Origin of the sequence: Sphingomonas sp. ABOLE (genome assembly GCF_003950455.1) — a bacterium.
Classification (GTDB): domain Bacteria; phylum Pseudomonadota; class Alphaproteobacteria; order Sphingomonadales; family Sphingomonadaceae; genus Sphingomonas; species Sphingomonas trueperi.
Genome location: NZ_QQWY01000003.1, coordinates 63599 through 87474 on the forward strand (window position 1 = coordinate 63599; position 23876 = coordinate 87474).

Genomic DNA, 23876 nt, shown 5'->3' on the forward strand with positions numbered 1-23876 from the left:
CATGCCGGGCCATGGTGCTTGCGTGTCCGGATCCGTACATCCTCGACCTGCCGGCCGCGCGCGCGCTGTTCGGCAGACTTGCCGAGGCGCGCACCGAAATCGCTGCCTTCGCCTATCTGGCGCGCGACGGCCGCCTGCTCGGCATGCGGCACCTGCAGGGGGCGCACGGCGACATGGTCGACATCCCCGTGCGGCGGGTGGTGGCCGACGCGCTGGCCTTCGACGCTGCCGCAATGGTGATGGCGCACAACCACCCGAGCGGCGACCCGACGCCCAGCGCCGCCGACCGCGCGACCACCCGCCGGCTGCTCGTCGCCCTCGAACCGGTCCAGGTGCGGCTGGTCGACCATCTCGTGCTGGCGCGCGACGGCACAGCGAGCTTCCGCGCGCTGGGCTGGCTGTAGCGCGAGATGGCAGGATGTTGACCCACTTCGTCGGCGAACCACGCCAGGGGCGCAACGGGATCGAGCGCCGATCGCGCCAATTCGCCGCGCGATATCGCCAGCGCCTGACCTCAAGCAAATAGGCCGCGTTCTTCCTGTACTGCATGTGCCAGATGGTCGAGTTCATCATCGGTGTTGAAGAGAGAAGGGGTCACCCGCAGCACCGGGCCGGAGGCGAGCCCCTGCTTGGCGACGACCAGGACGCGATGCTTGTCGAGGAAGCGCTGCTGGGCGGCGCGCGTCTTGTCCCAACTGTTTTGGCCGGGCAGCCGGAAGGCCCCGATCACTGCGCAGCGATCGGCTTCCTCGGGGTGGACGATGGTGAGGCCCGGCACGTCCCGGACGCGGTCGACCCAGTAACGGCGCTTTTCGACCAGCGTCACCAGCTTCTGCGCCGGGCCCAGGGCATGGTGTTCGGCGATGGCCGCCGGGATCGTCAGGCGTGCGGCGAAGTCCACCGTGCCGGAAGGTATCCGCGCGCGGATGTCGGCGTCGGGGTGGATGCGGTTGCCGAGCCAGGGCGCGATGTCGCCCAGCCGGTCGGCACGGATGTAGACCGCACCCACGCCGAGCGGTGCCGCCACCCATTTGTGCAGGCTGAACCCCATGAAGTCGACGCCCAGTGCCGTCACGTCGACGGGCAGCAACCCGACCGACTGGGCGCTGTCGAGGATCACGTCCACCCCTTGCGCCTTGGCCATCGCGGCGATTTCGCGGACCGGCAGCACCAGCCCGTTGCGATTGGAGACATGGGTGATGAGCAGCAGCTTGAGCCGCGGCGTGTCGCGCAGGGCTTGGGAATAGGCGGCGAGGATGTTCGCCGTGGTGGCGGGCTCGGGTAGCGTGATCCGGACGTGCCGCGCATCGCGCGTTGCTGCCAGGTGTGCCATCGCGAACTGCATCTCGTCATAATCGGTATCGGCGGTGAGCACGGCCTCGCCGGCCTTCAGTGGACGATAGTTGACGATAAGTCCGTAGAGCGCCTCGGTACCGCCCGCGCACAGGGCAATCTCGCCGGGCTTCGCGCCGACCAGCGTGGCGACGCTCTCGATCGCGGGTTGCAGGCGCGCGTCGCGCGACGGGCCGGGGAGGGCGCTGCGCAGGAACAGCGCGTTGTGGCGGTTCACCCAGTCGCCATGCTGCCGATAGGCGGCAGCCACCGTCTTCGTCATCGCGCCATAATAAGCCGCGTCGAAATTGGCGATGCTGCGATCGACGTCGTAGCGGCCTGCCCAGTCGTCCACGGCAGGCCGTGCGTGCAACGGCCCCGCGAGCAGGCTTCCCGCAGCGGCGCTACCTGCCAGGCCCAGAACATCGCGACGTCCGTTCAATGTGTTGCCCCCCGCTTGACGGATCCCCGTCGGTCCTTCACACGCGTTCTGATACAATATATCATCGCTCTTTGAAGGGGGACCTGGTGAATCTTTCTGCACGTCGTGCTGCGTTCCTGATTCCTGCCGCAATGTCCATGCCCGCGCTCGCCCAGGAGCGCGCACCGGTCGCAGACGCCGAAGGCGACGCGATCATCGTCACCGGCAGCCGCTTCGGCGGGCGGAGCGCGACCCGGTCGGCGACGCCCGTCGACGCGATCGGGCGCGAGCAGTTGCAGCAGAGCGGCCGGGTCGACCTGATCCAGCAGCTGAAGGTGACGGTGCCGAGCTTCAACACCCCGCGCCCGCTCGGCTCGGGGGTGGGGGACTATCTGGTTCCGCCCTCGCTGCGCGGACTGGGGCCGGGCGAGGTGCTCGTGCTGGTCAACGGCAAGCGCCGGCATGCCGCCAGCGATCTGAACACCAGCAACGGCATCGGGCGCGGCGACGTGTCGGTCGACTTCAACGCCATCCCCTCCTTCGCGCTGGCACGCGCGGAAGTGCTGCGTGACGGCGCCTCGGCGCAATATGGCTCCGATGCGATCTCGGGCGTGATCAACCTGATCCTCGATCGTTCGGTGGGCACGCGCGTGCAGGCGACGGGCGGTATCACGACGCGCGGGGACGGCGCCTATGGCGAGGCCAGCGTCTCGTCCGGCTTGCGCATTGGCGAGAACGGCGTGCTGCGGCTGACCGCATCGTTCCAGCAGCACGAAGGCACCAACCGCGCCCGGCCCGATACGCGGCAGCAATATTTCGGCATCAACGCTGCCGGTCGGCCGACGGCGATCTCGGGCAATTACGGCTCCGGCACTGGGTTGACCCCGTCCAGTGGAACCCTCGATCCCCGCGAGGCGACGATCGACCGTAATGTGTTCCGCTTCGGCGACCAGCCGAGCAGCAACGTCCAGCTCTTCGCCAATTTCGCGGCGCCCGCTTCGGATCAGGTCGAGGTCTATGCGTTCGGCGGCTACAACCGGCTGGACGGCGACATCGAATATTTCTTCCGTCGCGCAGGCCAGGACGAGACGATCCGCGCGATCAATCCCGACGGCTATCGTCCGACCCTGGATTCGCGAATCGAGAACCTGTCGGTGGCGATGGGCCTGCGCGGCGACGCGCTCGCCGGGTTCGGATGGGACCTCTCGACCGTCTACGGGGTCAATACCCAGGACCTCCACTATGACAACAGCGTCAACGTCTCCTACGGCACGGCGACACCGCGGCGCTTCTACCGGCTGGGCTCGGACTTCTACCAGTGGACGAGCAACCTCGACCTCACCCGCGAAATCCCGCTGGGTGACGCCAATCCGCTGAAGCTCGCGGCGGGGCTGGAATATCGCGAGGAGACCTACCGCCTGTTCTCCGGCGATCTGGCCGGCTACCGGAACGGCGGGGTGCCGATCCTAGACGGGCCCAATGCTGGCCGGCCGGCGATCATCGGCGCGCAGCCCGGGCCGAGCAACGGGCCGGACGACCGGGCGTCGCTGGGCCGGCACAGCTGGGCAGTCTATGGCGATGCCGAGAAGACTTTGTTCGGCCGGCTGCTGCTGCAGGGCACGGTTCGCCATGAACAGTATTCGAACTTCGGCGACACCGCCAATTTCAAGGTCGCGGGGCGGCTGGAACTGGTCGGCGGGCTGGCGGCGCGTGCGTCGTACAACACCGGCTTCCGGGCGCCGGCGCTCGCGCAATCGGGCTACAACGCATCGAACACGCTGATCCTCAACGGGCAGCAGGCGATCGTTCGCGTCGCCGCCGTCGACAGCGCGGCCGCGCGGTTGGCGGGGGCGACCGATCTCAAGCCGGAGACCTCGCGCAATCTCTCGGCGGGACTGGTGTTCGAAGCGGGCGCGCTCACCGCGACGCTCGACGCCTATCGGATCCGGGTGCGCGATCGGATCGCGATTTCCTCCACCTTCCAGGATGCGCGGCTGACCGCCTTTCTTGCTGCGAACGGGCAGGGCAATTTCAGCGCGATTTCCTATCTGACCAACGCGGTCGACACCAACACGCGCGGCGTGGATCTGGTGCTGCACTATCGCACCCGGCTGGCGGGGGGCGTGCTCAGCGGCACGCTGGCCGGCAACTACAACAGGACCAGCTTCGACCGGATCGCCGGCACACCGGCGCCGCTCGCCGCACTCGGCCTCACCACGCCGCTGTTCGACCTGACGCAGCAACTGCGCTTCTCGGACAGCCTGCCGCGGACCAAGGCGACGCTCGACCTCAGCTACACGCGCGGGCCGTTCGCCGTGTCGCTGACCAATACGCGCTACGGCGAGGTCTCCACCGTCGCGCTGACCAATCGCACGCCGGCCCAGATCGCGGCGCTCGTCCCCGGCTATGACGTGCGGCTGGTGCCGGTGTCGCCGACCAGCGCCAATGCGGATATCGTCCAGCGCTTCGGCGCGGCGCTGCTGACCGATCTCGAACTGTCCTGGCAGGCAACCGGCACGCTACGATTCAGCGCCGGCGCGCAGAACCTGTTCGACGTCTATCCGGCCGAGAATATCGCGTCCTCGGCAGCCTCGGTAGCGGCGGGGACCAACGGGGCCGACAATGCGGGGACCCAGCCGTACAACGCGATTTCGCCGTTCGGCTTCAACGGAAGAACGGTGTTCGTGCGAATCGGGCTTGGGTTCTAAGGCGTATTCGGTCTTTCTGCGTGCCGTCGACGTTGACGAGTCCGTGCGGCGCCCGCATATGCGCGGCAGCGGCGATGGATTTCCGCCGGGCCTTCTGGCCGAACCGCCCTCGCAAGGGCCGATGATTCCTACCAGGCGCCGCAAGGCAGCAAGGAGGAATCGTGCGCGCTACTTTCCGTACTCTGATCGATCGGTTCAACCTGGTGGCGTTCGTCCGCGACCGCCACGACCATGCGCTCTCGGTGGTGCGCTGGGCATTGCTCCTCGTCCCGATGGCGGCGATGGTCGGAACCCTGTGCGCCGCCTTCCTGTGGAGCCTGGATGCGGCGACGAAGGCGCGGCTCGATCATCCCTGGCTGCTCTATCTGCTGCCGCTGGGTGGCGCGGCGATCGCGCTGCTCTATCACCGGCTCGGCCGATCGGTGGAGGCCGGCAACAACCTCATCGTCGAGCAGATCCACGCGCCGGGCGGCGGCGTGCCGCTGCGGATGGCGCCGCTCGTCTTTCTCGGCACCATCGCGACGCACCTGTTCGGCGGATCGGCGGGGCGCGAGGGGACCGCCGTGCAGCTGGGCGGCAGCCTGGCCAGCGCGGTGGCGAGCCGCTTCCGGCTCGATCCGCCGAGCGTGCGCATTCTGCTGATGGCCGGCGTGGCGGCGGGGTTCGGCGCGGTGTTCGGCACGCCGCTGGCGGGCGCGGTGTTCGCGCTGGAGGTGCTGGCGGTGGGCCGCGTCGAATATGCGGGCATCGTGCCGTGCCTGCTCGCCGCGCTGGTTGGCGACTGGACCTGCCATGCCTGGGGCATCCACCATACCCCCTACCATATCGCCACCGCGGGCGCGGTCGGCGGCGCGCTGGTGGTCGAGCCGCTGCTGCTTGCCAAGGCCGCGCTGGCCGGCGTGTTGTTCGGCGTGGCAGGCCTGGCCTTTGCCGAGGCGAACCATGCACTGGGCGGCTTGCTCAAGGCGCGCATCCCCTACGGCCCAGCGCGCGCGGCGCTGGGCGGGGTGCTGGTGATCGCGCTGGTGTGGATCACCGGCACGCGCGGCTATCTCGGGCTCGGGGTCTGGTCCGCCGTCCCGGGCGACCCGACGATCGTGGGGTTCTTCACCGGGCCGGTCGATCCCTGGAGCTGGGCGCTCAAGATGCTGTTCACGGTCGTTACGCTCAGCGCCGGCTTCAAGGGCGGCGAGGTGACGCCGTTGTTCTTCATCGGCGCCGCGCTCGGTAATGCGCTGGGCGGATTGCTCGGCGCGCCGATCGACCTGTTCGCCGGGCTCGGCTTCGTCGCGGTGTTCGCGGGCGCGGCCAATACCCCGCTCGCCTGCACGATCATGGGCATCGAGCTGTTCGGCGCCACCCATGCGGTGCCGATCGCGGTCGCCTGCTTCGTCGCCTATATCTGCTCGGGTCATAACGGCATCTATCTGTCGCAGCGGATCGCGGTGCCCAAGCGCGCCTCGCGCCTCTCCGCCGGTGCCGTGACCCTGCGCGAGGCGCGCGCCGCGCGCCTGGCGCAGGGCGTGCGCCACCAGGATGCCGCCCCCGATCTGCTGGCCGCCCAGCCCGACTGACCGCGCATCGCCCAAGGAGAGAATGCCATGAAGCTGCTCGCCATCCTCGTCGGCGCCGACAGCGCGCCCGCCTGTCTCGATGCCGCGACCGTCGCGGCGGCGTCGCTGGGCGGCGCCTCGGTCGAAGCGCTCAACGTGATCGTCGACCCGGAGCATATCGTCGCATCGAGCGAGGAAATCGAGTTCCAGCGCCTGCGCGAGCGCGACGAAGGTACGGCGCAGGCGCGCGGTGACGCCGCGCATGCCGCCTTCGTCGCCTGGAACGCCGGGGCCGGGGAGGGCATGCCAAGGGTGGACTGGCGGTCGATCGTCGGCACCGAAGAGGCGGTCGTGACGCGGGAAGCGGCAACGGCCGATGCACTGATCGTGATCGCGCGCGAACGAACCATGGACACGGCCGATGCGCTGCACGCGGCGATCTTCTCCACCGACAAGCCTGCGCTGATCGTGCCGCCGGGATGGCGGGCCAACGGCCGCACCCGCTTCGCGCACATGGCGGTGGGGCTCAGCGACAGCGACAATGCCCGGCACGCCATCGAGGCGGCCGCACCCTGGCTGCGGATGGCCGAGCGGGTCACCGCGATCCGCATCGGCGCGGCGGACGATCCGGCGCTCCAGCTGGAGCCGCTGCTCGACAGCATCTGCGTCCGCCACGAGCGGCACATCGTCCCCCGCCTCGACGACAATCTCGGCGCGCAGCTGGTCGCCGAAGCGAAGGCGGTCGGGGCGGATCTGCTGGTGACCGGCGCCTATCGTCACAACCAGCTGATCGAATGGCTGCTCGGCGGCACCACAAGGCACATCCTCGCCGCCGCCGACATGCCGCTGTTGATGGCGCACTAGCCAGGCTGGGCAGCGATGCGGGCGATCTTCACGCTGTTCGTCGGCGCCCATGTCGCGCGTGCAGCGACGACGGCGATCGCCAAGCATCTCGTAAAATGGGTCGTATACCAAAGGGTGGTTGTTCCAGGCGGGGCCATCTGCTCCCTTGCGACAGGGATGCGCGCCGGCACCTGGGCCGGCATGCGGTTGATGGAGCTGCTGCCCGTGGCGCGCTTTCGCCTGCCGGTCGCCGGGCTGTGGGCGAGGACCGCCGTTCAAACGCTGTGGATGGGATGATCGATGCCGTTGTGGCTTGGCTTTCTCGGCGTGTTTCTGGGTTCGGGGCTTGGCGGCATGGCCCGCTACGGCGTCGGCATTCTCGTCGCGCGGTGGACGACCACCGCATTTCCCTGGGGTACCTTCATCGTCAACGTTGCCGGCGCGGCGCTGATGGGGCTCATCATGGGCGCATTCGCTGGAAGCAAGATCGAGAACCCCGCGCTTCGCCTGTTTCTGACCACGGGCATCCTGGGCGGCTTGACCACCTGGTCGACCTTTTCGCTGGACGCGGTGGCGCTGTGGGAGCGCGGCGAGGCGCCGATGGCGGTCGGCTATGTCTTGTCCAGCCTGGTGCTTTCGCTAGGCGTGTTGGCCGCTGCCTTGGTCCTGTCGCGGCGCTTTTTCTGACGGCTTCCGGCGTAGAGCAGTCAGCCCGCCGCTTTCGACAGATCAGGACGCTCCTCGGCATGCGTTTCAACGGCAGCGCCAGTCCGAAGCTGCCGTTGAGGTTGGCGAGCGGTCGATCACCGCTACGCGGCGGCAAGCGATGCGGTGTAGATCAACGATCGCGCCATCCGCCGCCGATTGCGCCGATCAGGCGGATACAGGCATCCAGTCGGCGGGTTTGCAGATCGAGTGCCCTGCGCCGCGCCTGCAGCGCCGAGGCCTGGGCGGTCGCGACGTCGAGATAGGTGACCACGCCCTTCTCGTAGCGGTTCAGCGCCAGCTGCTCGGCCTCGTCCGACAGCCTGACGGCGTCCGCCTGGGCAGTCGCCTCGCCGCCGAAGTGATGCAGCTGGGCCAGCCCGTCTTCCACCTGCTGGAATGCCGTCAGCACCCGGCCGCGATAGTCCGCGGTGGCTTCGGTCCAGCGGGCGCGTGCCGCGGCGAGTTCCGCCCTTCGCCGCCCGCCATCGAAGATCGAGAGCAGGGCGCTGGGGCCGATCGACCAGAGCGTGTTGGGAGCAGCGACCAGCCCGGCAAGCGCGGTGTTCTGGACACCGCCGCTGCCGCCGATGCCGATCGAGGGGAAAAAGGCCGCGCGGGCTACGCCGATGCCCTGGTTCGCCGCGAACATGCGGCGCTCGGCGGCTGCGACGTCCGGCCGACGCTGCAGCAGCGTTGACGGCAGCACCGAAGGCAGCATCGGGATTGCCGGCTGACCGCCTTCGGCCGGGAGCGTGAAGCTGCTCGCAGCCTCCCCGACCAGACTGGCGATGGCATGCTCCACCAGCGCGCGCGATGCGGCGATGTCGGCAAGCTGCGCCCGCGCATCCGCAAGCAGCGCACCGGACCGGGCGACGTCGATACCCGAGGCGATGCCGCCGGCAAAACGCCGCCGGATCAGCGCATCGGCCTGGGCATAGGCGCTCACCGTGTCGCCGAGCATCTGCGCCTGCGCGTCGAGCCCCCGCAGCGCGACATAACGCTGCGCCAGCTCGATTTCGAGCGCCAGCCGGATGGCGGCGAGGTCGTCGCCGCTCGCCTGCGCTTCGGCACGGCCGGCTGCGACGCGCGCGTGGAGGCCGCCCCACAGGTCGGGCTCCCAGCTGAAGCCTGCCGAGAGGGTGTCGGCGGCATAGACATCGGGCTGGTTGCTGCCGCGCAACGGGCGGTTGTCGGACTGGCGGTTCTGGGTCACGTCCGCGCGGGCGTCGATGCTGGGCAGCAGCCCCGCGCCGGCCTGGCGGACATAGGCCTGTGCCGCCTCATAGCGGCCGAGCGCACCCTGCAAGGTGGGATTGTCGCTGGCCACCTTGCGCTCGAGGCCGTCGAGCACGGGGTCGGCGAAGATCGTCCACCAGCTGCCTTCGGCCGGCAGGGCCGGCGCCGCGGCGACCCAGGGGCCGGCTTCCTTGAAGGCCGGCGGGGCGGGGACGACCGGCGGGCGATAGGCCGGCGCCGCGCCGCAGCCCGACAGGGCAGTGGCGACAGCGAGGCAGGCGAAGGTCAGGCGGTTACGCATGGCTCTGCTGCACCCGCACCAGTTCGCCCTCGCTCACCGAGTCCGGCGGATTGTCGACGACGCGGTCGCCGGGCTTGAGTCCGCCCAGCACTTCCACCGTCGGGCCGAGATCGCGGCCGATGGTGATCGCCTGCAGGTGGACGTGCCCGTCGGCGCCGACCAGCGCGACACGCGCGCCCTCCGCCCGGAAGACCAGCGCGCTCGCCGGGACCTGTACCGTGCCCGCTTGGCCCGCGACGTTGAAGCCGACCTTGGCATAGCCGCCGGGCTTGAGCAGCGCGCCGGGATTGTCGGTGACGAGCTGCACCTGGAAGGCGCCGCTCTGCGGGCTGATCGCGCCCGATTGGCCGACCACCTGCGCGGTGAAGCTGCGGCCCGGATAGTCGGGCACGCTCAGCGTCGCAGGCAGGCCCGGATGGATCGCGGAGGAATAGACCTGCGGCACGCTCACATAGATGCGGATCTTGCGCACATCGGCGACCGAGAAGAGCGGCTGCTGGTTGCCGCTGCTCGGGCCCACGAGATCGCCGATGTCCGCGGCGCGCTGCGTCACCACGCCGGCAAAGGGCGAACGGATGGTGGCGAAGCCCTTCATCGCCAGCAACCGGTTCAGATTGGCGCGGGCGCCGTTGACCGCCGCATTGCGCACGGCGAGCTCGCCATTCTTCTCGTCCGCTTCCTGCTGTGAAACCGAATGGGTGGTGAGCAGGTCGTTCCAGCGCGCGGCCGTGCTCTTGGCGAGACCCGCATTGGCGATGGCGCTGGCAAGGTCGGCGCGCGCCTGCCCGATCTGCTGGTCGAGCTCGGGCGTGTCGATCTGGGCGAGCGGCGTGCCGGCCGCGACGGTGGCGCCGATATCCTTGTCCCAGCCGCGGACATAGCCGCCGACGCGGGCGTACAGCTTGGCGGCGTTCCACGCTTCTAGCGTGCCCGGCAGGCTGAGCGAACCGGTCGCGGCAGCGGCCTGGACGGGCACCAGATGCACCACCGGGATCGAGCGGGCATCGGACCAGTTCTGGGCCTCGCCATTGTCGTGCGCGCGGCTCATCGTGCCGAGCGCGATCACCGCACCGGCGATCACCACGGCGGCGATCCCGGCCGTCTTCAATCCACGCGGGGCGTGGGTCTGGGGGGAGAGGGGGGCTTCACTCTGCATATACGAGGTCCTCGGCTGCGAGGTCGGAGGGTTGACGGAGCTTGTCGCGGCGGTGCGCGATGCTGAACACGACGGGTACGAAGATCAGGGTGGCGAGCGTCGCGCAGATCAGTCCGCCGATCACGGCGCGGCCCAGCGGCGCGTTCTGTTCGCCGCCTTCGCCCAGGCCGAGCGCCATCGGCGCCATGCCGATGATCATGGCGAGCGCCGTCATCAGCACCGGGCGGAAGCGGGTGGCGCCCGCCTCCATCGCGGCCTTCAGCGCGTCGCCGGTCTCGGCAAGCCGCTCGCGGGCGAAGCTGACGACCAGCACCGAGTTGGCGGTGGCGACGCCCATGCACATGATCGCGCCGGTGAGTGCCGGCACCGAGAGTGGCGTGTGGGTGGCGAACAGCATCCAGACGATGCCCGCCAGCGCCGCCGGCAGCGCCGACACGATCACCGCCGGATCGATCCACGACTGAAAGTTGACGACGATCAGCAGGTAGATCAGCACCACGGCACCGGCGAGGCCGAACAGCAGGCCCGAGAAGGCGGTGTTCATCGTCTCGACCTGGCCGCGGAGCGTGACGGTGGCGCCCTTGGGCCGCTGGCCGGCGGTGTCCTTGATAACCTTCTGGATGCCGGCCGCCACCGCGCCGAGGTCACGGCCCTGGGTGGTCGCATAGACGTCGAACACCGGCTGCACCGCATAATGCGAGACCACCGCCGCGCTCGGCTCGCGGTGGAGCGTGCCGATGCCGCCGAGCAGCTGGGTGCTGCCCCGGGTGCCGGTGACCGGCAGGTTCTGCAGATCGGACAGGGTGTCCACGCGATATTGCGGCGCCTGGACGACGATGGGGTAGGAAACGCCGTTCTTCGGGTTGAGCCAGAAGGCGGGCGCCACCTGGAAGCTGCCGGCAAGATTGACCGACAGGCTCTTGGTCACGTCGTTCTCGGTGATGCCGACGCGGTTGGCCTGGGCGCGGTCCACGTCGAAGGCGAGTTCGGGATAGTCGTTCGCCTGCTGGACGCGGACGTCGGCGATGCCCGCGACATGGTTCATCTTTTCGGCGAGCAGATGGGCATAGGCCTCGTTGGCCTTCTTGGCCGGGCCGGCGACCTGCACGTCGATCGGTGCCGGGGCGCCGAAGTTCAGAATCTGGCTGATGATGTCGGCGGGCAGGAACGAGAAGGTGGAGCCCGGGAAGGCATCCGGCAGCGCCTTGCGCAGCGCCTTCACATAGCCGTCGGTCGGCTTGTGTTCCTTGGACAGGGTGATCAGGATGTCGCCGTCCTGCGGGCCGATGCCGCCGGTGTTGGAATAGGCGCGGTTGATGCCGCTGACCGGCAGGCCGATATTGTCGACGATCGACACCAGCTGGTCGGGCGGGACCACGCCGCGGATGCGATCTTCGATCCGGTCGAACAGCGCGGCCGTCTCCTCGATGCGCGTGCCCACGGGCGCGCGGACGTGCAGGTTGATCTGCCCGGCGTCGATCGAGGGGAAGAAGGTCTGCCCCAGCATCGGGATCAGCGCGAAGGAGGCGAGCACCACCAGCAGGAAGCCGGGCACGAACGCCTTGCGCCGGGCGAGCGCGAAGCCGAGCAGCGACAGATAATAGAGGCGGATCGTCTCGAAGCGCTGCTCGAAGCCGTGCTGGAAGCGGCGGAACGGATTGCGGCTCTTCGGCGTGCCGGCCATCGAGTCATGGCTGACCATGTGTTCGGCGGTGTGCGTGCCGGCATGCTGGCGGAGCAGGAAATTGCCCATGGTCGGCACCAGCGTGCGGCTGAGCACGAAGCTGGCGATCATCGCGAACACCACTGCCTCGGCCATCGGCGCGAACAGGAAGCCGGCGACGCCCGGCAGGAAGAACATCGGCAGGAACGCGATGCAGATGCAGAGCAGCGAGACGAAGGCGGGCTGCACGATCTGCCGCGCGCCGTCCAGGATGGCGTCCCGCACCGTCTTGCCCTGTTCGAGGTGCCAGTTGATGTTCTCGATGGTCACCGTCGCGTCGTCGACGAGGATGCCGACCGCGAGGGCGAGGCCGCCCAGCGTCATGATGTTGAGCGTCTGCCCGGCGGCGGCGAGGCCGGCGACCGCCGCCAGCACCGCCAGCGGGATCGACGCGGCAATGATCACGGTCGAGCGCCACGAGCCGAGGAACAGCAGGATCATCAGGCTGGTCAGCGCCGCCGCGATCGCGCCTTCGCGGACCACGCCGTTTACCGCCGCCTTGACGAACAGCGACTGGTCGGAAAGCGGCAGCACCTTCAGGTCGGGCGGCAGCGTTTCCGAAAGCTTGGGCAGCAGCGCCTTGACCCCGTCGACGATCGCGATGGTGGAGGCCGCGCCGCTCTTCAGGATCGTCATCAGCACGGCGCGGTGGCCGTCGACGCGGACGATGTTGCGCTGGGGCGGCGAGCCGTCATGGACATGGGCGACGTCGCGCATCAGCACCGTGGCGCCGTCGACGGTCTTGATCGGAAGGTCATTAAGCTGATCGATCACCTGCGGCGCGTTGTTGAGCCGGATATTGTATTCGTAGCTGCCGATCTTGGTGGTGCCGGCGGGCACGATCTGGTTCTGCTGGGCGAGCGCATTGCCCACATCGGTGGCGGAGAGATGATGCGCCTGGAGCGCGGCCGGATCGATGTCGATCTGGATCTGGCGCTCCTTGCCGCCATAGGGCGAGGGCACGGCGGCGCCCCCCACCGAGGCGAGCGCCGGGCGGATCGCGTTCTGGCCGAGGTCGAAGATCCTGGCTTCGGACAGCGTCTTGGACGAGAGTGCCAGCTGCACGATCGGCACCGTCGACGCGTTGTAGTTGAGGATCAGCGGTGGCGTGATGCCCGGCGGCATCTGCTTGAGCACGGTCTGGCTCATGCTCGTCACCTGCGCGGTGGCGGTGCGGATGTCGACGTTCGGGCGGAAGAAGATCTTGACGATGCCGATGCCGGCGAGGCTCTGGCTCTCGATGTGATCGATGTCGTTCACCGTCGAGGTAAGCTGCCGCTCGTAGTAATAGACGACGCGGCCGGACATCTCCTCGGGCGGCAGGCCGCGATAGGTCCAGACCGCGGCGATTACCGGGATCTTGATGTCGGGGAAAATGTCGGTCGGTGTCGTCAGCGCCGCCACGCCGCCGCCCAGCACGATCAGGATCGCGAGGACGACGAAGGTGAGCGGCTTGCTGAGCGCGATGCGGATGAGATGGAGCATGGGCAGCCTGCGCAACGGGAACCAGGGTGCCGGCGCTGGGCGCTAGGGGGTGGGTGGGGACGCCACAGCACCGGCGCCGCGCCATTTGCTCCCGCGCCGCAGCAATGGCGAATTAAATGAATTTCACGTCGGGTATGCGCGCAGCGCGATGCGGGCGATCAGGCCGGGCGTGGCGTCCTCGAAGGTCAGAGTGAAGCCGTGTAGATGGAGAATGGCGCTGACCACCGCGAGTCCCAGGCCGGTTCCTTCAATGCCGGCCGCCCCGCTGGCCCGATGGAAGCGGCGCAAGACCGCCTCCCGCTCTTCCGCGGGAATGCCGGGGCCGTCGTCGATCACCTCGATGACGGGCAGATCCTCGCGCTCGCGAAGCCGCAGCGTGACCTGGGATCGGGTGAACTTTATGGCATTGTCGAGTAGATTGCCCACCGCCTCGAACAGCAGTTCCGGGTCCGCCGTGATCCGGGGCCGATCCCGCAGGTCGACAGTCAGCGCAACGCCGCGCTCTTCGGCCAGCGGATCGTACAGCTCGGCGACTTCGCCCAGCAGCGTCTGGAGGTCGATGGATGCCATGCCCGCGCGGCGGCCGCTCGCCTCGAGTTCGGCGATGCGGAGCAGCGCCGCGAAGCGATCGACCACCGCGTCCAGATCCTCGATCGCCCGCTCGGTCACCCCGCGTGCCGCGTCGGGCAGCACGGTTTCCTGGCGCATCCGGTACAGCGTCGCGCGCACGCGGGTGAGCGGCGTGCGCAGGTCGTGTGCGATGGCGTCGGTCGCGCTCTTCACCTGGGCGACCACGTGCGCGACTTCGTCGAGCATCAGGTTTACCGTCGCGGCGAACTGGTCGAGCTCGTCGCGGCGACCGGCGACCGGCATGCGATGGTGGAGACCGCCGGCGGCAATGATGCGGCTGGTCCGTTCGAGATCGCGAACGCGCCGCAACGGGCCCAGGCTGAGCAGCATTGCCGCTGCGACGACCAGCGCCGTGCCGCCGAGCCCGCTGACCAACAGGATCTGGAGCAGCCGGACGCGCAAATCCTGGATCGGCGAGATGTCGCGGCCCATGACGATCGTCTCGCCTGCCGCGGTGCGGACCGCTAGGACGCGCAGCGGCCCGTGGACGCCCGCCGCGGCCGGAACTGCATAGGGCGCGCCGATCCGGGGCGGGGCGGGAAGATCGATGTCGCCGACCACCTGCTCGCCGTCCTGTCCGAACAGCGCGAAGTAATTGAGGCCGGGCGTGGCGTTGGCGATCTCCGCGCGCACGCGATCCGGCAGCGTCGACGGCGACGATGCGAGCAGGCTCTTCGCGCGCGTGAACAGGATCTGATCGCTACGCGCGGTGAGTTCGTGCGCGGTGAAGACATAGCTGGTCGCCAGCGTGGCCCAGAGCGCGGCGAGAAACGCCGATCCCAGCAGCAGGGTCAGCCGGAAGGGCGTCGTGGCATGCACGTCGCGCCAGCGCAGCCGGTCAGACGGCATCGAACCGATAGCCCTCGCCCTTCACGGTGGCGATCACCGAAGCGGCGCCGGGCACGTCCAGTTTGCGCCGCAAGCGGGCGACATGCACGTTGATCAGGTTGGCGCCTGGATCGAAGTGATAATTCCACACCTGCTCGAACAGCATCCTCCGGCTGACCGTGGTGCCCGCGTGTCGCATGAGAAACTCGAGCAGCTTGAACTCCATCTGGAGGAGCCGCACCGGTTGACCCGCGACCTCCACTTCGCGGCGGAGCAGGTCCAGGCGGACGCCGCCGAACTGCAGTGTCGTGTCGACGTCGGGACGGGCGCGGCGGAGCAGCACCTCTACCCGAACCGCGAGTTCTGCAGGAGAGAAGGGCTTGATCAGATAATCGTCGCCACCCGCGCGGAGGCCGGCGATGCGCTCGTCGACGTCGCCCAATGCGCTCACCATGAGAACCGGCGCCTGGATTCCCGCCTTGCGAAGATCGGCCAGCAAGGTCAAACCGTTGGTGTCCGGCAGCAGCCGGTCCAGCGTGAGGGCATCGGGGATGGCAGCGCGCGCCGACGCCATCGCCGCCTCGCCGGTTGCGGCAATGGCGACGGAATGACCATGCGCTCCAAGCTCGACCGCGATTGCTTCCGCGGTCGCCTGATCATCTTCCACTACCAGCACATGTGCCATGGCCGCACCATAGATTCACCGGCGCAATCGGCAAGATTGCCGCGTGCTGGATCTCATCCTGCGCGGCAAGGCGCGAACATGGCATTATTGGACGCGTGGCACTCGCCCAGGGGCTTCGCCAAGGGGGCAGCATCGACGAAGGGGGGCGGCAGGGTATCCGTCTGCGGCGTCGCCACATCCTGATGTATCGATGGCTCACCGCGTTGTTCACGCCTGTCTGTCAATCCGACAGCCGATTGCTCCCATTGATCCGGGACCGTGTGGTAGGTCCGCTGGCGAAACTATGGCCAGTCACCGCGATCCAAGCCGCCATGGTGAGTGGATTGGTGGGCAATCCGTTGCTGTCGCTGGGGCTGTGTGATGTCCTGGATGCCGCAGTGTCCGTTGCAGGGGCGCCTTGATCGCCCGAGCTCAGAGACCGTTTGGAAATTCGGCAGGGCGCATTTCCAACAGGCTCTCAGTGGTGATTGCCGGTGGAGACCGACGCTTTCGATCAGTTCAGGCCGTTCACGCCTAGCGCTTCGAACGGCAGGCTTTGCCAAAGCCGCTCGTTAGAACCAACTCCGGCGAAGCTCGTGAACCCAGCTGCCAGCGCGCCTTCGTGGGAGGGCTGCTTGGCGCTGAACTGACGTTGGGCGCTTATTAAGCCCACCCGCTAATCGTTACGGCGCCGTTTGACACCCTTTATTTTGTGGCTATAGCAAGTGCGAATCAGTTGCAGTAGCAAGTAAGGGGAGCCTTCGTGATTCATCCAATCGCCCGCCTGGCCGGGGCGGCGAGCCTGTTCGCCTACCTGTCGTCCGCGCCGGCATTCGCGCAGGCGCAGCAGACCGCCGCCGTCGCAGAGCAGGACGGCAAGCCCGATCCCGCCACGATCACCGTCACCGCGACTCGCCTCGCCACCGATACGCAGAAGGTGCCCGCGACGGTGACGGTCGTCACCGACGAGAAGATGGCCGACCAGTTGGTCAACGACGTGAAGGATCTGGTGCGCTTCGAGCCGGGCGTGAGCGTGCCGCGCCAGCCTGCCCGCTTCGGCGCGGCAGCGGGCACCACCGGGCGCGCAGGCAATGAGGGCTTCGTCGTGCGCGGCATCGGCGGCAACCGCGTGCTGATCCAGGTGGATGGCGTGCGTGTGCCCGATGGCTTCAGTTTCGGCGCACAGAGCGTCGGGCGCGGCGACTATGTCGATCTCGGGCTGGTCAAATCGGTGGAGATCCTGCGCGGGCCGGCCTCGGCGCTCTATGGCAGCGACGGTCTCGCTGGCGCGATCAGCTTCACCACCGCCGATCCCGGCGATTTCCTGACCGGCGGCAAGTCGATGGGCGGGCTGGTGCGCGCCGGCTACCAGTCGTCCGACCAGGAGTGGAGCGAGACCGGCATCCTGGCGGGCAAGTCCGGCGACTGGTCGGCGATGGTCGCCTATACCCGCCGCGACTTCGCCGAGCTGGAGAACAAGGGCAGCGTCGGCGGCAGCGGGGCGGCCCGCACCAAGGCCAATCCGCAGGACGGCGATTCGAACGCCGTGCTCAGCCGGATCGTCTACGAGCCCGGCAACGGGCACAAGCTGCGGCTGACTGGCGAATATCTGGACAACCATCTCGACAGCAACGTGCTGACCAGCGTCAGCGCCAGCGTCGCCGGTACCACCGCCAACGACAAGACCAGGCGCAAGCGCGCGGCATTTGACTGGACCTGGGCCGGGCAGGGCGCGATCCAGCACACGCGACTCAGTCTCTACTGGCAGCAGGCCAAGGACAGCCAGTTCTCCGCCGAGGACCGCACCGTGCTCGCCGATCGCACCCGGCTGAACACCTTCGACAATCGCGTGTTCGGCGGATCGGGCGAGATCATGTTCGGCTATGAAACCGGCGCGCTCCGCCACCGCCTCATCCTCGGGGCCGATGCCAGCCGCACCCGGCAGGAGGGCATCCGCGACGGCACCGTGCCGCCAGCGGGCGAGACCTATCCCACCCGCGCCTTCCCGATCACCGATTTCACGCTGGCCGGCCTGTTCGTCTCGGACGAGATCAGCCTTGGCCCGGTGACGCTGTTCCCGGCGCTGCGTTTCGACCATTACGCGCTCGATCCGCGCAAGGATGCCGCGCTGCCGACGTTCAATTCGGCCAGCCAGAGCGGCTCGCGCGTCTCGCCCAAGATCGGGGCGACGGTGGCGTTGGGGAGCGGGTTGAGCCTGTTCGCCAATTATGCCCAGGGATTCAAGGCGCCCGAACCCAGCCAGGTGAACCAGTTCTTCCAGAACCTCGCCTTCGGCTATCGCTCCGAGCCCAATCCGAACCTCAAGCCCGAGACCAGCCGCAGCGTCGAAGGCGGCATCCGCTTCGCCAGCGGCGGCGTGCGCGTGCAGCTGACCGGCTTCCATGCCGATTACGACAACTTCATCTCGCAGGAAGTGGTGGGCGGCGCGTTCACGCCCGCCAACCCGGCGGTCTACCAGTTCATCAATCTCGACGAGGCGCGGGTAAACGGTATCGAGGGGCGGGTGGATGCGCAGCTCGGCCGCGGCTTCAGCGCCAACCTCGCCTTCGCCTATGCCGATGGTGACGTGATCCGCAACGGGGCGCGGGCGTCGCTCTCGACGGTCGATCCCGCGAAGATCGTGGGCGGGTTCGGCTACCGCGCGCCCGACGGGGCGTTCGGGGGGCAGCTGATCGTGACGCACAGCACCCGCAAGGAAGCGACCGCCACCACCGGCGTGTGTACCGCCGCCTGCTACCGGCCGGATGCCTTCACCATCGTCGACGCCACCGCCTTCGTGCGGGTGACGGACGGGCTCACGCTGCGCGCCGGCATCTTCAACCTGCTCGACAAGAAATATGCCTGGTGGAACGACGTGCGCGGCCTCGCCGCCAGCTCGACGATCACCGACGCCTATACCCAGCCGGGACGCAACGGCAGCGTCTCGATCAGCTACCGCTTCTGACCATCGGAGGGCACATCATGAAGTTTCGTCGTTCCGGCCTGCTGGCCCTCAGCCTCGCGGCCATGGTGCCGGCGCTTCCTGCGGCAGCAGACGGCCCGGTCAAACCGCGCAGCGCCGCCGAGGAACAGGCCTCGTTCGCGGCCGACCGGCGCGACATCCTCGCCATGGCGGGCACCTTCAAGGTGCGCTTCGACATGCAGGAGTCGACCGCCTGGCGCGCCGACTACACCCCGATCGACCGATCGATCTCCGGCGGCAACGAAGTGGTGCGGGTGATTGAAGACACCGGCCGGAGGATCGTCCTCCAGCACTTGCTGGTGGTCGAGCAGGGTGGCAAGACCATGGTGATCAAGCACTGGCGCCAGGACTGGGACTATGAGCCCGCGCGTGTGCTCGTCTATGCCGGCCCGAACGAATGGAAGTGGGAAGCGGTGCCCGAGGTTATGCGGCGCGGCCGCTGGTCGCAGACCGTCTACCAGGTCGATGACAGCCCGCGCTATGGCGGCTGGGGCCAGTGGACCACCGAGGGTGGCGTGCGGCGCTGGCGCTCCGGGTGGACCTGGCGTCCACTCGCCCGGCGCGACGCGGTGCGCGGACCGGTCTATGACCGCTATCTCGGCATCAACCGGCACCAGCCGACCCCGACCGGCTGGATTCACTGGCAGGACAACACCAAGATGGGCCTGATCGACGGCACGCTGCAGCCGGTCGTCCAGGAATATGTGCTGAACAGCTACACCCGCTTCGACGGCTACGACGTGAAGGCGGCCGATGCCTATTGGGCGGCGACCAAGGGCTATTGGGCGGCGATCCGCGCGGAATGGGACCGCATCGCCAATGCCAAGAACGGTATCAGGATCACCGAGGCGGCGCAGGCGGGCACGGTGATCGCCAGTCGGCTGCTCGAGATCGCCGACGAGGTGCAGGCCGGCAAGAGGAAGGAAGCCGACGCGATCGTGCTGGCGAAGACGCTTATGGATCAGGCGACCAGGGCCGCCTGATCCTGCGCGCGGGCCGGGGAGTTCGAAGGCCACCGGCCCGCGCGCGAATTGCATGGTAGCTATGTGCCGCACATGGCGACGCAGCGGAAAATCAAGGCGCGCCTCACCGCGTGCGCGCGCGAGAGAGGACAGGGTGCGTTCACCTTTGCCTCGACCCCATATCAATGTGGAAAGCGGTGGAATGCGCCCGGTGCACTTGCTGTCATCTGCTACGCGATCACGTAGCCGAAGCTGCCGTTCGACATGGCGTTTGATGACGGCCGTCAAGGCCCACGAACCGTCGGCAGCGGCCGACCGGATAGCGTGGCGCGCCGGTTGGGCTTCGAACGGCAGCAGGGCTTGAAAGCGGACGGCGTTTATAATGCTAGGGGCTACGCATCCTTCCCCTCGGCAAAGACCTCGCGCGCGTCATCGCGCAGTTTACGCGCGTCGCGCAGGCTGACCTCCGGGTAGGAGCCGAAGCTGAGCCTCTTCTCCAGGCCACGGTGTTTGAACTTCATCCGCCAGAGGCGGGAGCTGGATGGCGACACGATGAGGTAGGGGCCCAACTCGTCATAAAGCTTGTAGGCCTTTTCGCGGGTCTTGGCCTTGCGGATCGACAGATCACTCAACGGTATGGTTCGGACCTCTCATCCCGAGGTCCCCCCGCTGTGGGGCCTCGTGCAAAAAAAGTGGGGCCCGCGATTTTAGAGAAGGCCCCATCTGCAGTTGCGATTTGATGAGATGAGACAAGCGACCACGAACCGGACGGCCCGAAAAATACCGCAGATTTCCGTGGTTTACAAAGCTCTGTGGGATGTCGTGAGATCGAGAATTGGAGCGGGTGAAGGGAATCACCTTTCAACCTACGTGACGGCGCAAACCCTCTTGACCGAGCTGTTCGCCGGTGGCGAGCGACAGCAGCTGATCCATCCGCCCCTCCACCTGGACGAGCACGCCGCGGCCGTCCGCGTTCGGCGTCAGCACGATCCGGTGGATCAGCGCGCGGAACTTCGGGACCGCTTCGAGGCTGGCTTCCGGCGCCTCGAGCGCCTCGTGCAGCGCGTCGATCTGCCGGCGATATTGCTCGGCCAGCCCGGGGAGCAGCGGGATCAGCTGCATCGCCTCGAGCTGCGCCAGCTCCGCCTTCGCTTCGTCGCGGATCTTCCGCTCGCTCGCGGCCAGGGCCACGATCTCCGCGACCTCGCCGGCGCCATTGGCGATCGCGTGCGCCAGGCGTTCGAGCTTCTTCGAGCTTTCCGCAAGGCGACGCTCGACCCGGGTGCGGTCGCGCTTTTGGTTCGAGATCCGCTCCGCCCGCGACGTCCGCCAGACGCGTTCATAGTGCGCAACCAGGTCCGGGTGCAGCAGATCGTTCTTCAGGGCGTGCTGCACCTCGCTGAGGTACCGCTTTGTCTCGATGATGCGGCCGTTGTCGCAGCCCTTGCCGTTCTTGCGGGCCGAGCATCCCCATTTCTCGCCGCTGATGCGGATGTAGCCGCTGCCGCAGGAGCCGCATTGCCCGAGCCCCGATAGGATGTGCTTGGGCCGCTGTTGCTTGTTGTACGGGGCATAGGCCGCGTTCGCGATGCGGTCCTGAACCGCGTCCCACACTTCCTGGTCGACGATGCGCAGCTCTGGCTTCTGCTGTGCCTGCCACTGATCCTCGGCGATCGGCCGGATCACCGTGCTGCCGGTGCGCGGGTTGACCAGCTTAGCGGTTCGGCCGACCACCAGCTCGCCGACATAGATCCGGTTCACCAGCATGCCGTTCTGGCGCTTGCGATCGCCGCGGATGGTGGTGATGCTCCAATGTGCGCCGCGCGGCCCGGGCACGCCCTCGGCGTTCAACGCCTCGGCGATCGCCTGAGGGCTTCGGCCGGCGGCAAACTCGGCGAAGATCCGCCGAACGATTTCGGCCTTGTCCTCGTCCACCTCCCGGATGCCGCGCACGAGCTCACCGCGATCGTCGAACCGGTTGGCCCGGCGATAGCCGTAGGCGATGCCAGCCGGTGCCCGGCCCTGCAGCACGCTGGTGCGCTGTCCGCGCCGGATGTTGTGCGCCAGATCGCGACGCTGCTGCGCGTCGACCGCCGCCTTGATCGATGCGGTAAGCCCCTGCACAACGCCGTCGGCCAAGGTGAACAGGCGACAGTTGGCGTGGGCGAGGATCTCGTGGATCTCGGCCGAGTCTCGCTCCCGTCGAGCGATGCGGCTGGTCGAGTCAGCGAGCACCTGGTCGATGCCGCCGGCTTCGACGGCCGCGAGCATGGCATTGAGCCCAGGGCGCGCCGCTTCGTCGATGCCCTTCGCGCCGCTGATCGCAGCATCCTGGAACTCGGCGACGATCGTCCAGCCTTCGCGCGCGCACCGATCCCGGCAGTCGGCGAGCTGGCCTTCGATCGAGCGACTATTCTGAAGCTGACTGGAGTAGCGGGCGTAGATTACGGTCCGCATCCGATTCCTTTCTGGCGCCGGCGCGTGAGCGGGCATAGTCCCGCGCTTCCGCGGCGCGCGCAAGGGCTTCGACAAAGGCAATCGCCTCGGCCGAGGGCGCCGATGTCCGCGGGAAGCGGGTGGGCGCGTTCATGCGATCACCGGCACGACGGGGGTGAAGGGCAGGGGCGGCAGCGCGCGATCGCGACGGGCGTAGAAGGCGCGGAAGTAGATGATCCACTCCAGGATCCAGCGGACGCCGGCTTGGCGGGATTCGAGATAGGCGTTGCCGGGCTTGGCACGGCAGGCCTGATCGCGGCCGACAAGCGCGCGATCGGCGGCTTCCTCGATCTCGCGCCAGTTTTCGTCGCCAGCGCCGGCGGCGAACAGCGCTGCGATCGAGCGCCAGGCGCGCAGATCTGCGGCTGCCTCGCTTTGCCCGATCTCGCGGCGTTGGATCATGGCGGGGTAGTGCTTCTCGCGAAGCGCGAGCTCCTGGGCGGCCACAGCGGCCAGCAGCGGGAGCGCGGCGCAGGAAAAGGGCGCGCCCGCCCGATGCATCGGGATCGACGCATGGGGGGCGCTGCAGGTCACTTGCTAGGTTTTCCCTCAAGCGCATCCTTGTACGCTGCGGGCATGGGGATGGGTGCTACCTGACCGGACGACAGGTTGATGAAGCCGCCGGCATTACCGATCGAGCCTCGGCCGAGCAGCTCGAACAACAGCGCCAAGGCATGGCTTGCAACCACCCGGTTCACGAAAAGAGATTGCTTCTCCAGCGCCTCGGCGACCGAGCAGGAGGGGGCATCGTCTTCGGCGATTGAATCGTCAGCCAATTCGGGGAAATGCTCGAGCACCGTCGGCAGGCGCCTGGGTTCATCCTTGCCGCTTCGCTTCGGGCAGCCGATCAGGAACTGTCCGTCTGTCGCGCGGTTGCCGAGGTCCATCCAGTAGCGCGGCGGCTGGCGATTGTAGAAGTCAGGCTCGGCGAAGATTGCCGTTCCGATGGCGCGTCTTGCCGCGGCGGTGTCGACGCAGGTGATCAGCAAGTCGAACGATTGGACGTCGACCGCCCCAGGCGCGCGGCCGTGTACCGCAGTCCAGTCCAGACCGTGCGCAAGGTTGATCCGCTCGACCAGCGTCCGCGCCTTCGATGCGCCGAGGTCGCAGCGGTAGAACGGCTGGCGCCCAAGGTTCGCCTCGCTGACCGTATCGTCGTCGACCACGGTCACATCGAGCGAGCGCGATGAGATCGCACGCATGGCGGTGTCGAGAGAGGCAAGACCCATCAGCATCTGCGCGCCGTTCCCGCCGCAGCCGACCAGCAGCAGCTTGATCCGGGCATCCTGCAGCTTGGCGGACAGGTAGTGGCGATCAGTCTGCATCGCGCGCCTCCGCGAAAGGAAGGCCGGGCAGGGTTAGGAACATGCCGCCGGCGCACAGGCGGGCGGCGAACGAGGGTGCTCCTGGCCGGCCGAGGCGGCCAACCACGATTGCCACCTTGGTGCTGTTCCGATCGTCCGCGTCGTCGGTTGCGCTGAAGAACGCAGCGCCGGTCCCGTGGCTGTGCAGGTCGCAAACGATGTGACAGTCGGGCTCGGGCTGGGGGGTGCGATAGACCAGGCGGGAGGGTGTGGCCCTCTCGATCACGGGGAAGTCGATCGAGAACTCGCCAGTCCGCTCGTTCCAGAGAACGAAGGCGGCATCCTCATTCGGCAGCGCCTGGCGGAAGTGATCGAGGATCTGGTTCAGCAGCGCGCCGGGGACCAGGCCGCATCGAAGCAGCACCGCGTCCGGCCCCGCCTCGCCATACGGCGCATGGCACTCCGGCCCTTCGGTAACCCGATAGTCCAGCTTCAGCCAAGGGCGTCGCAGGATCAGCATCATGCCATCGGCACCGATCGCGA

At 68.0% G+C, this 23876-nt stretch carries 19 protein-coding genes and 1 riboswitch; of the genes, 8 read left to right on the forward strand and 11 right to left on the reverse strand.

The window, feature by feature from the left end:
- Positions 1–11: 11 nt before the first annotated feature.
- The gene (locus CA234_RS02835; RefSeq protein ID WP_126000803.1) at positions 12–404 is read left to right on the forward strand and encodes a JAB domain-containing protein; all 393 of its coding nucleotides are present in this window, start codon (positions 12–14) and stop codon (positions 402–404) included.
- Positions 405–514: 110 nt separating this feature from the next.
- Here the strand turns inward: CA234_RS02835 and CA234_RS02840 are convergent, their stop codons facing one another.
- Positions 515–1687, reverse strand: a complete 1173-nt coding sequence (locus CA234_RS02840) for an aminotransferase class V-fold PLP-dependent enzyme (RefSeq protein ID WP_241213214.1) — start codon at positions 1685–1687, stop codon at positions 515–517.
- Positions 1688–1905: 218 nt separating this feature from the next.
- Here CA234_RS02840 and CA234_RS02845 point away from each other — a divergent pair, with 218 nt between their 5' ends.
- From CA234_RS02845 to crcB, 5 genes are all read left to right on the forward strand, one after another.
- Complete coding sequence (locus CA234_RS02845; RefSeq protein WP_126000804.1) at positions 1906–4461, forward strand: TonB-dependent receptor; 2556 nt, start codon at positions 1906–1908, stop codon at positions 4459–4461.
- A 61-nt stretch (positions 4462–4522) separates the two neighbouring features.
- A riboswitch (Fluoride riboswitch) is annotated at positions 4523–4599 on the forward strand.
- A 23-nt stretch (positions 4600–4622) separates the two neighbouring features.
- Positions 4623–6035: a voltage-gated chloride channel family protein gene (locus tag CA234_RS02850; RefSeq protein ID WP_126000805.1), complete on the forward strand. Its 1413-nt coding sequence runs from the start codon at positions 4623–4625 to the stop codon at positions 6033–6035.
- Positions 6036–6062: 27 nt separating this feature from the next.
- A complete protein-coding gene (locus CA234_RS02855) occupies positions 6063–6878 on the forward strand; it encodes a universal stress protein (protein ID WP_241213215.1) in 816 nt (271 codons plus the stop codon).
- Positions 6879–6893: 15 nt separating this feature from the next.
- Positions 6894–7154 carry a hypothetical protein gene (locus CA234_RS02860; protein ID WP_125972707.1) on the forward strand — a complete coding sequence of 87 codons (261 nt, stop codon included), beginning with the start codon at positions 6894–6896 and terminating at the stop codon, positions 7152–7154.
- A gap of 3 nt (positions 7155–7157) precedes the next feature.
- Positions 7158–7544 (forward strand): fluoride efflux transporter CrcB, encoded by a 387-nt coding sequence (gene crcB / locus CA234_RS02865; protein ID WP_241213216.1) that lies wholly within the window; start codon positions 7158–7160, stop codon positions 7542–7544.
- 151 nt (positions 7545–7695) lie between these two features.
- Here crcB and CA234_RS02870 read toward each other — a convergent pair whose 3' ends face one another.
- The 5 genes from CA234_RS02870 to CA234_RS02890 all read right to left on the reverse strand — a co-directional run bounded on the left by CA234_RS02870 (position 7696) and on the right by CA234_RS02890 (position 15609).
- Positions 7696–9102: an efflux transporter outer membrane subunit gene (locus CA234_RS02870; protein ID WP_125972705.1), complete on the reverse strand. Its 1407-nt coding sequence runs from the start codon at positions 9100–9102 to the stop codon at positions 7696–7698.
- Positions 9095–10258 carry an efflux RND transporter periplasmic adaptor subunit gene (locus CA234_RS02875; protein WP_126000806.1) on the reverse strand — a complete coding sequence of 388 codons (1164 nt, stop codon included), beginning with the start codon at positions 10256–10258 and terminating at the stop codon, positions 9095–9097. The genes CA234_RS02870 and CA234_RS02875 overlap by 8 nt, the downstream gene beginning before the upstream one ends.
- Positions 10248–13466: an efflux RND transporter permease subunit gene (locus CA234_RS02880; RefSeq protein ID WP_126000807.1), complete on the reverse strand. Its 3219-nt coding sequence runs from the start codon at positions 13464–13466 to the stop codon at positions 10248–10250. Before CA234_RS02880 ends, CA234_RS02875 begins: the two co-directional genes overlap by 11 nt.
- 123 nt (positions 13467–13589) lie before the next feature.
- Positions 13590–14945 (reverse strand): HAMP domain-containing sensor histidine kinase, encoded by a 1356-nt coding sequence (locus CA234_RS02885; RefSeq protein ID WP_126000808.1) that lies wholly within the window; start codon positions 14943–14945, stop codon positions 13590–13592.
- On the reverse strand, positions 14935–15609 hold the full coding sequence (locus tag CA234_RS02890) for a response regulator transcription factor (protein ID WP_125972697.1): 675 nt from the start codon (positions 15607–15609) through the stop codon (positions 14935–14937). The genes CA234_RS02885 and CA234_RS02890 overlap by 11 nt, the downstream gene beginning before the upstream one ends.
- Before the next feature lie 742 nt (positions 15610–16351).
- On the opposite strand from CA234_RS02890, the gene CA234_RS02900 reads away from it, so the two are divergent.
- The gene (locus CA234_RS02900) at positions 16352–18553 is read left to right on the forward strand and encodes a TonB-dependent hemoglobin/transferrin/lactoferrin family receptor (RefSeq protein ID WP_126000809.1); all 2202 of its coding nucleotides are present in this window, start codon (positions 16352–16354) and stop codon (positions 18551–18553) included.
- Positions 18554–18570: 17 nt separating this feature from the next.
- Positions 18571–19554 carry a DUF6607 family protein gene (locus tag CA234_RS02905; protein ID WP_126000810.1) on the forward strand — a complete coding sequence of 328 codons (984 nt, stop codon included), beginning with the start codon at positions 18571–18573 and terminating at the stop codon, positions 19552–19554.
- 371 nt (positions 19555–19925) lie between these two features.
- Here CA234_RS02905 and CA234_RS02910 read toward each other — a convergent pair whose 3' ends face one another.
- From CA234_RS02910 to CA234_RS02930, 5 genes are all read right to left on the reverse strand, one after another.
- Positions 19926–20165, reverse strand: coding sequence for an Arm DNA-binding domain-containing protein (locus CA234_RS02910; RefSeq protein ID WP_209092119.1), 240 nt, complete (start codon positions 20163–20165; stop codon positions 19926–19928).
- Between the two features lie 229 nt (positions 20166–20394).
- Positions 20395–22065, reverse strand: a complete 1671-nt coding sequence (locus CA234_RS02915; RefSeq protein WP_241213217.1) for a recombinase family protein — start codon at positions 22063–22065, stop codon at positions 20395–20397.
- A gap of 54 nt (positions 22066–22119) precedes the next feature.
- Complete coding sequence (locus tag CA234_RS02920) at positions 22120–22563, reverse strand: hypothetical protein (protein WP_126000811.1); 444 nt, start codon at positions 22561–22563, stop codon at positions 22120–22122.
- Positions 22560–23354, reverse strand: coding sequence for a PRTRC system ThiF family protein (locus tag CA234_RS02925; RefSeq protein WP_126000812.1), 795 nt, complete (start codon positions 23352–23354; stop codon positions 22560–22562). The genes CA234_RS02920 and CA234_RS02925 overlap by 4 nt, the downstream gene beginning before the upstream one ends.
- Positions 23344–23856 (reverse strand): PRTRC system protein A, encoded by a 513-nt coding sequence (locus CA234_RS02930; RefSeq protein WP_346962880.1) that lies wholly within the window; start codon positions 23854–23856, stop codon positions 23344–23346. The genes CA234_RS02925 and CA234_RS02930 overlap by 11 nt, the downstream gene beginning before the upstream one ends.
- Between the last annotated feature and the right edge of the window lie 20 nt (positions 23857–23876).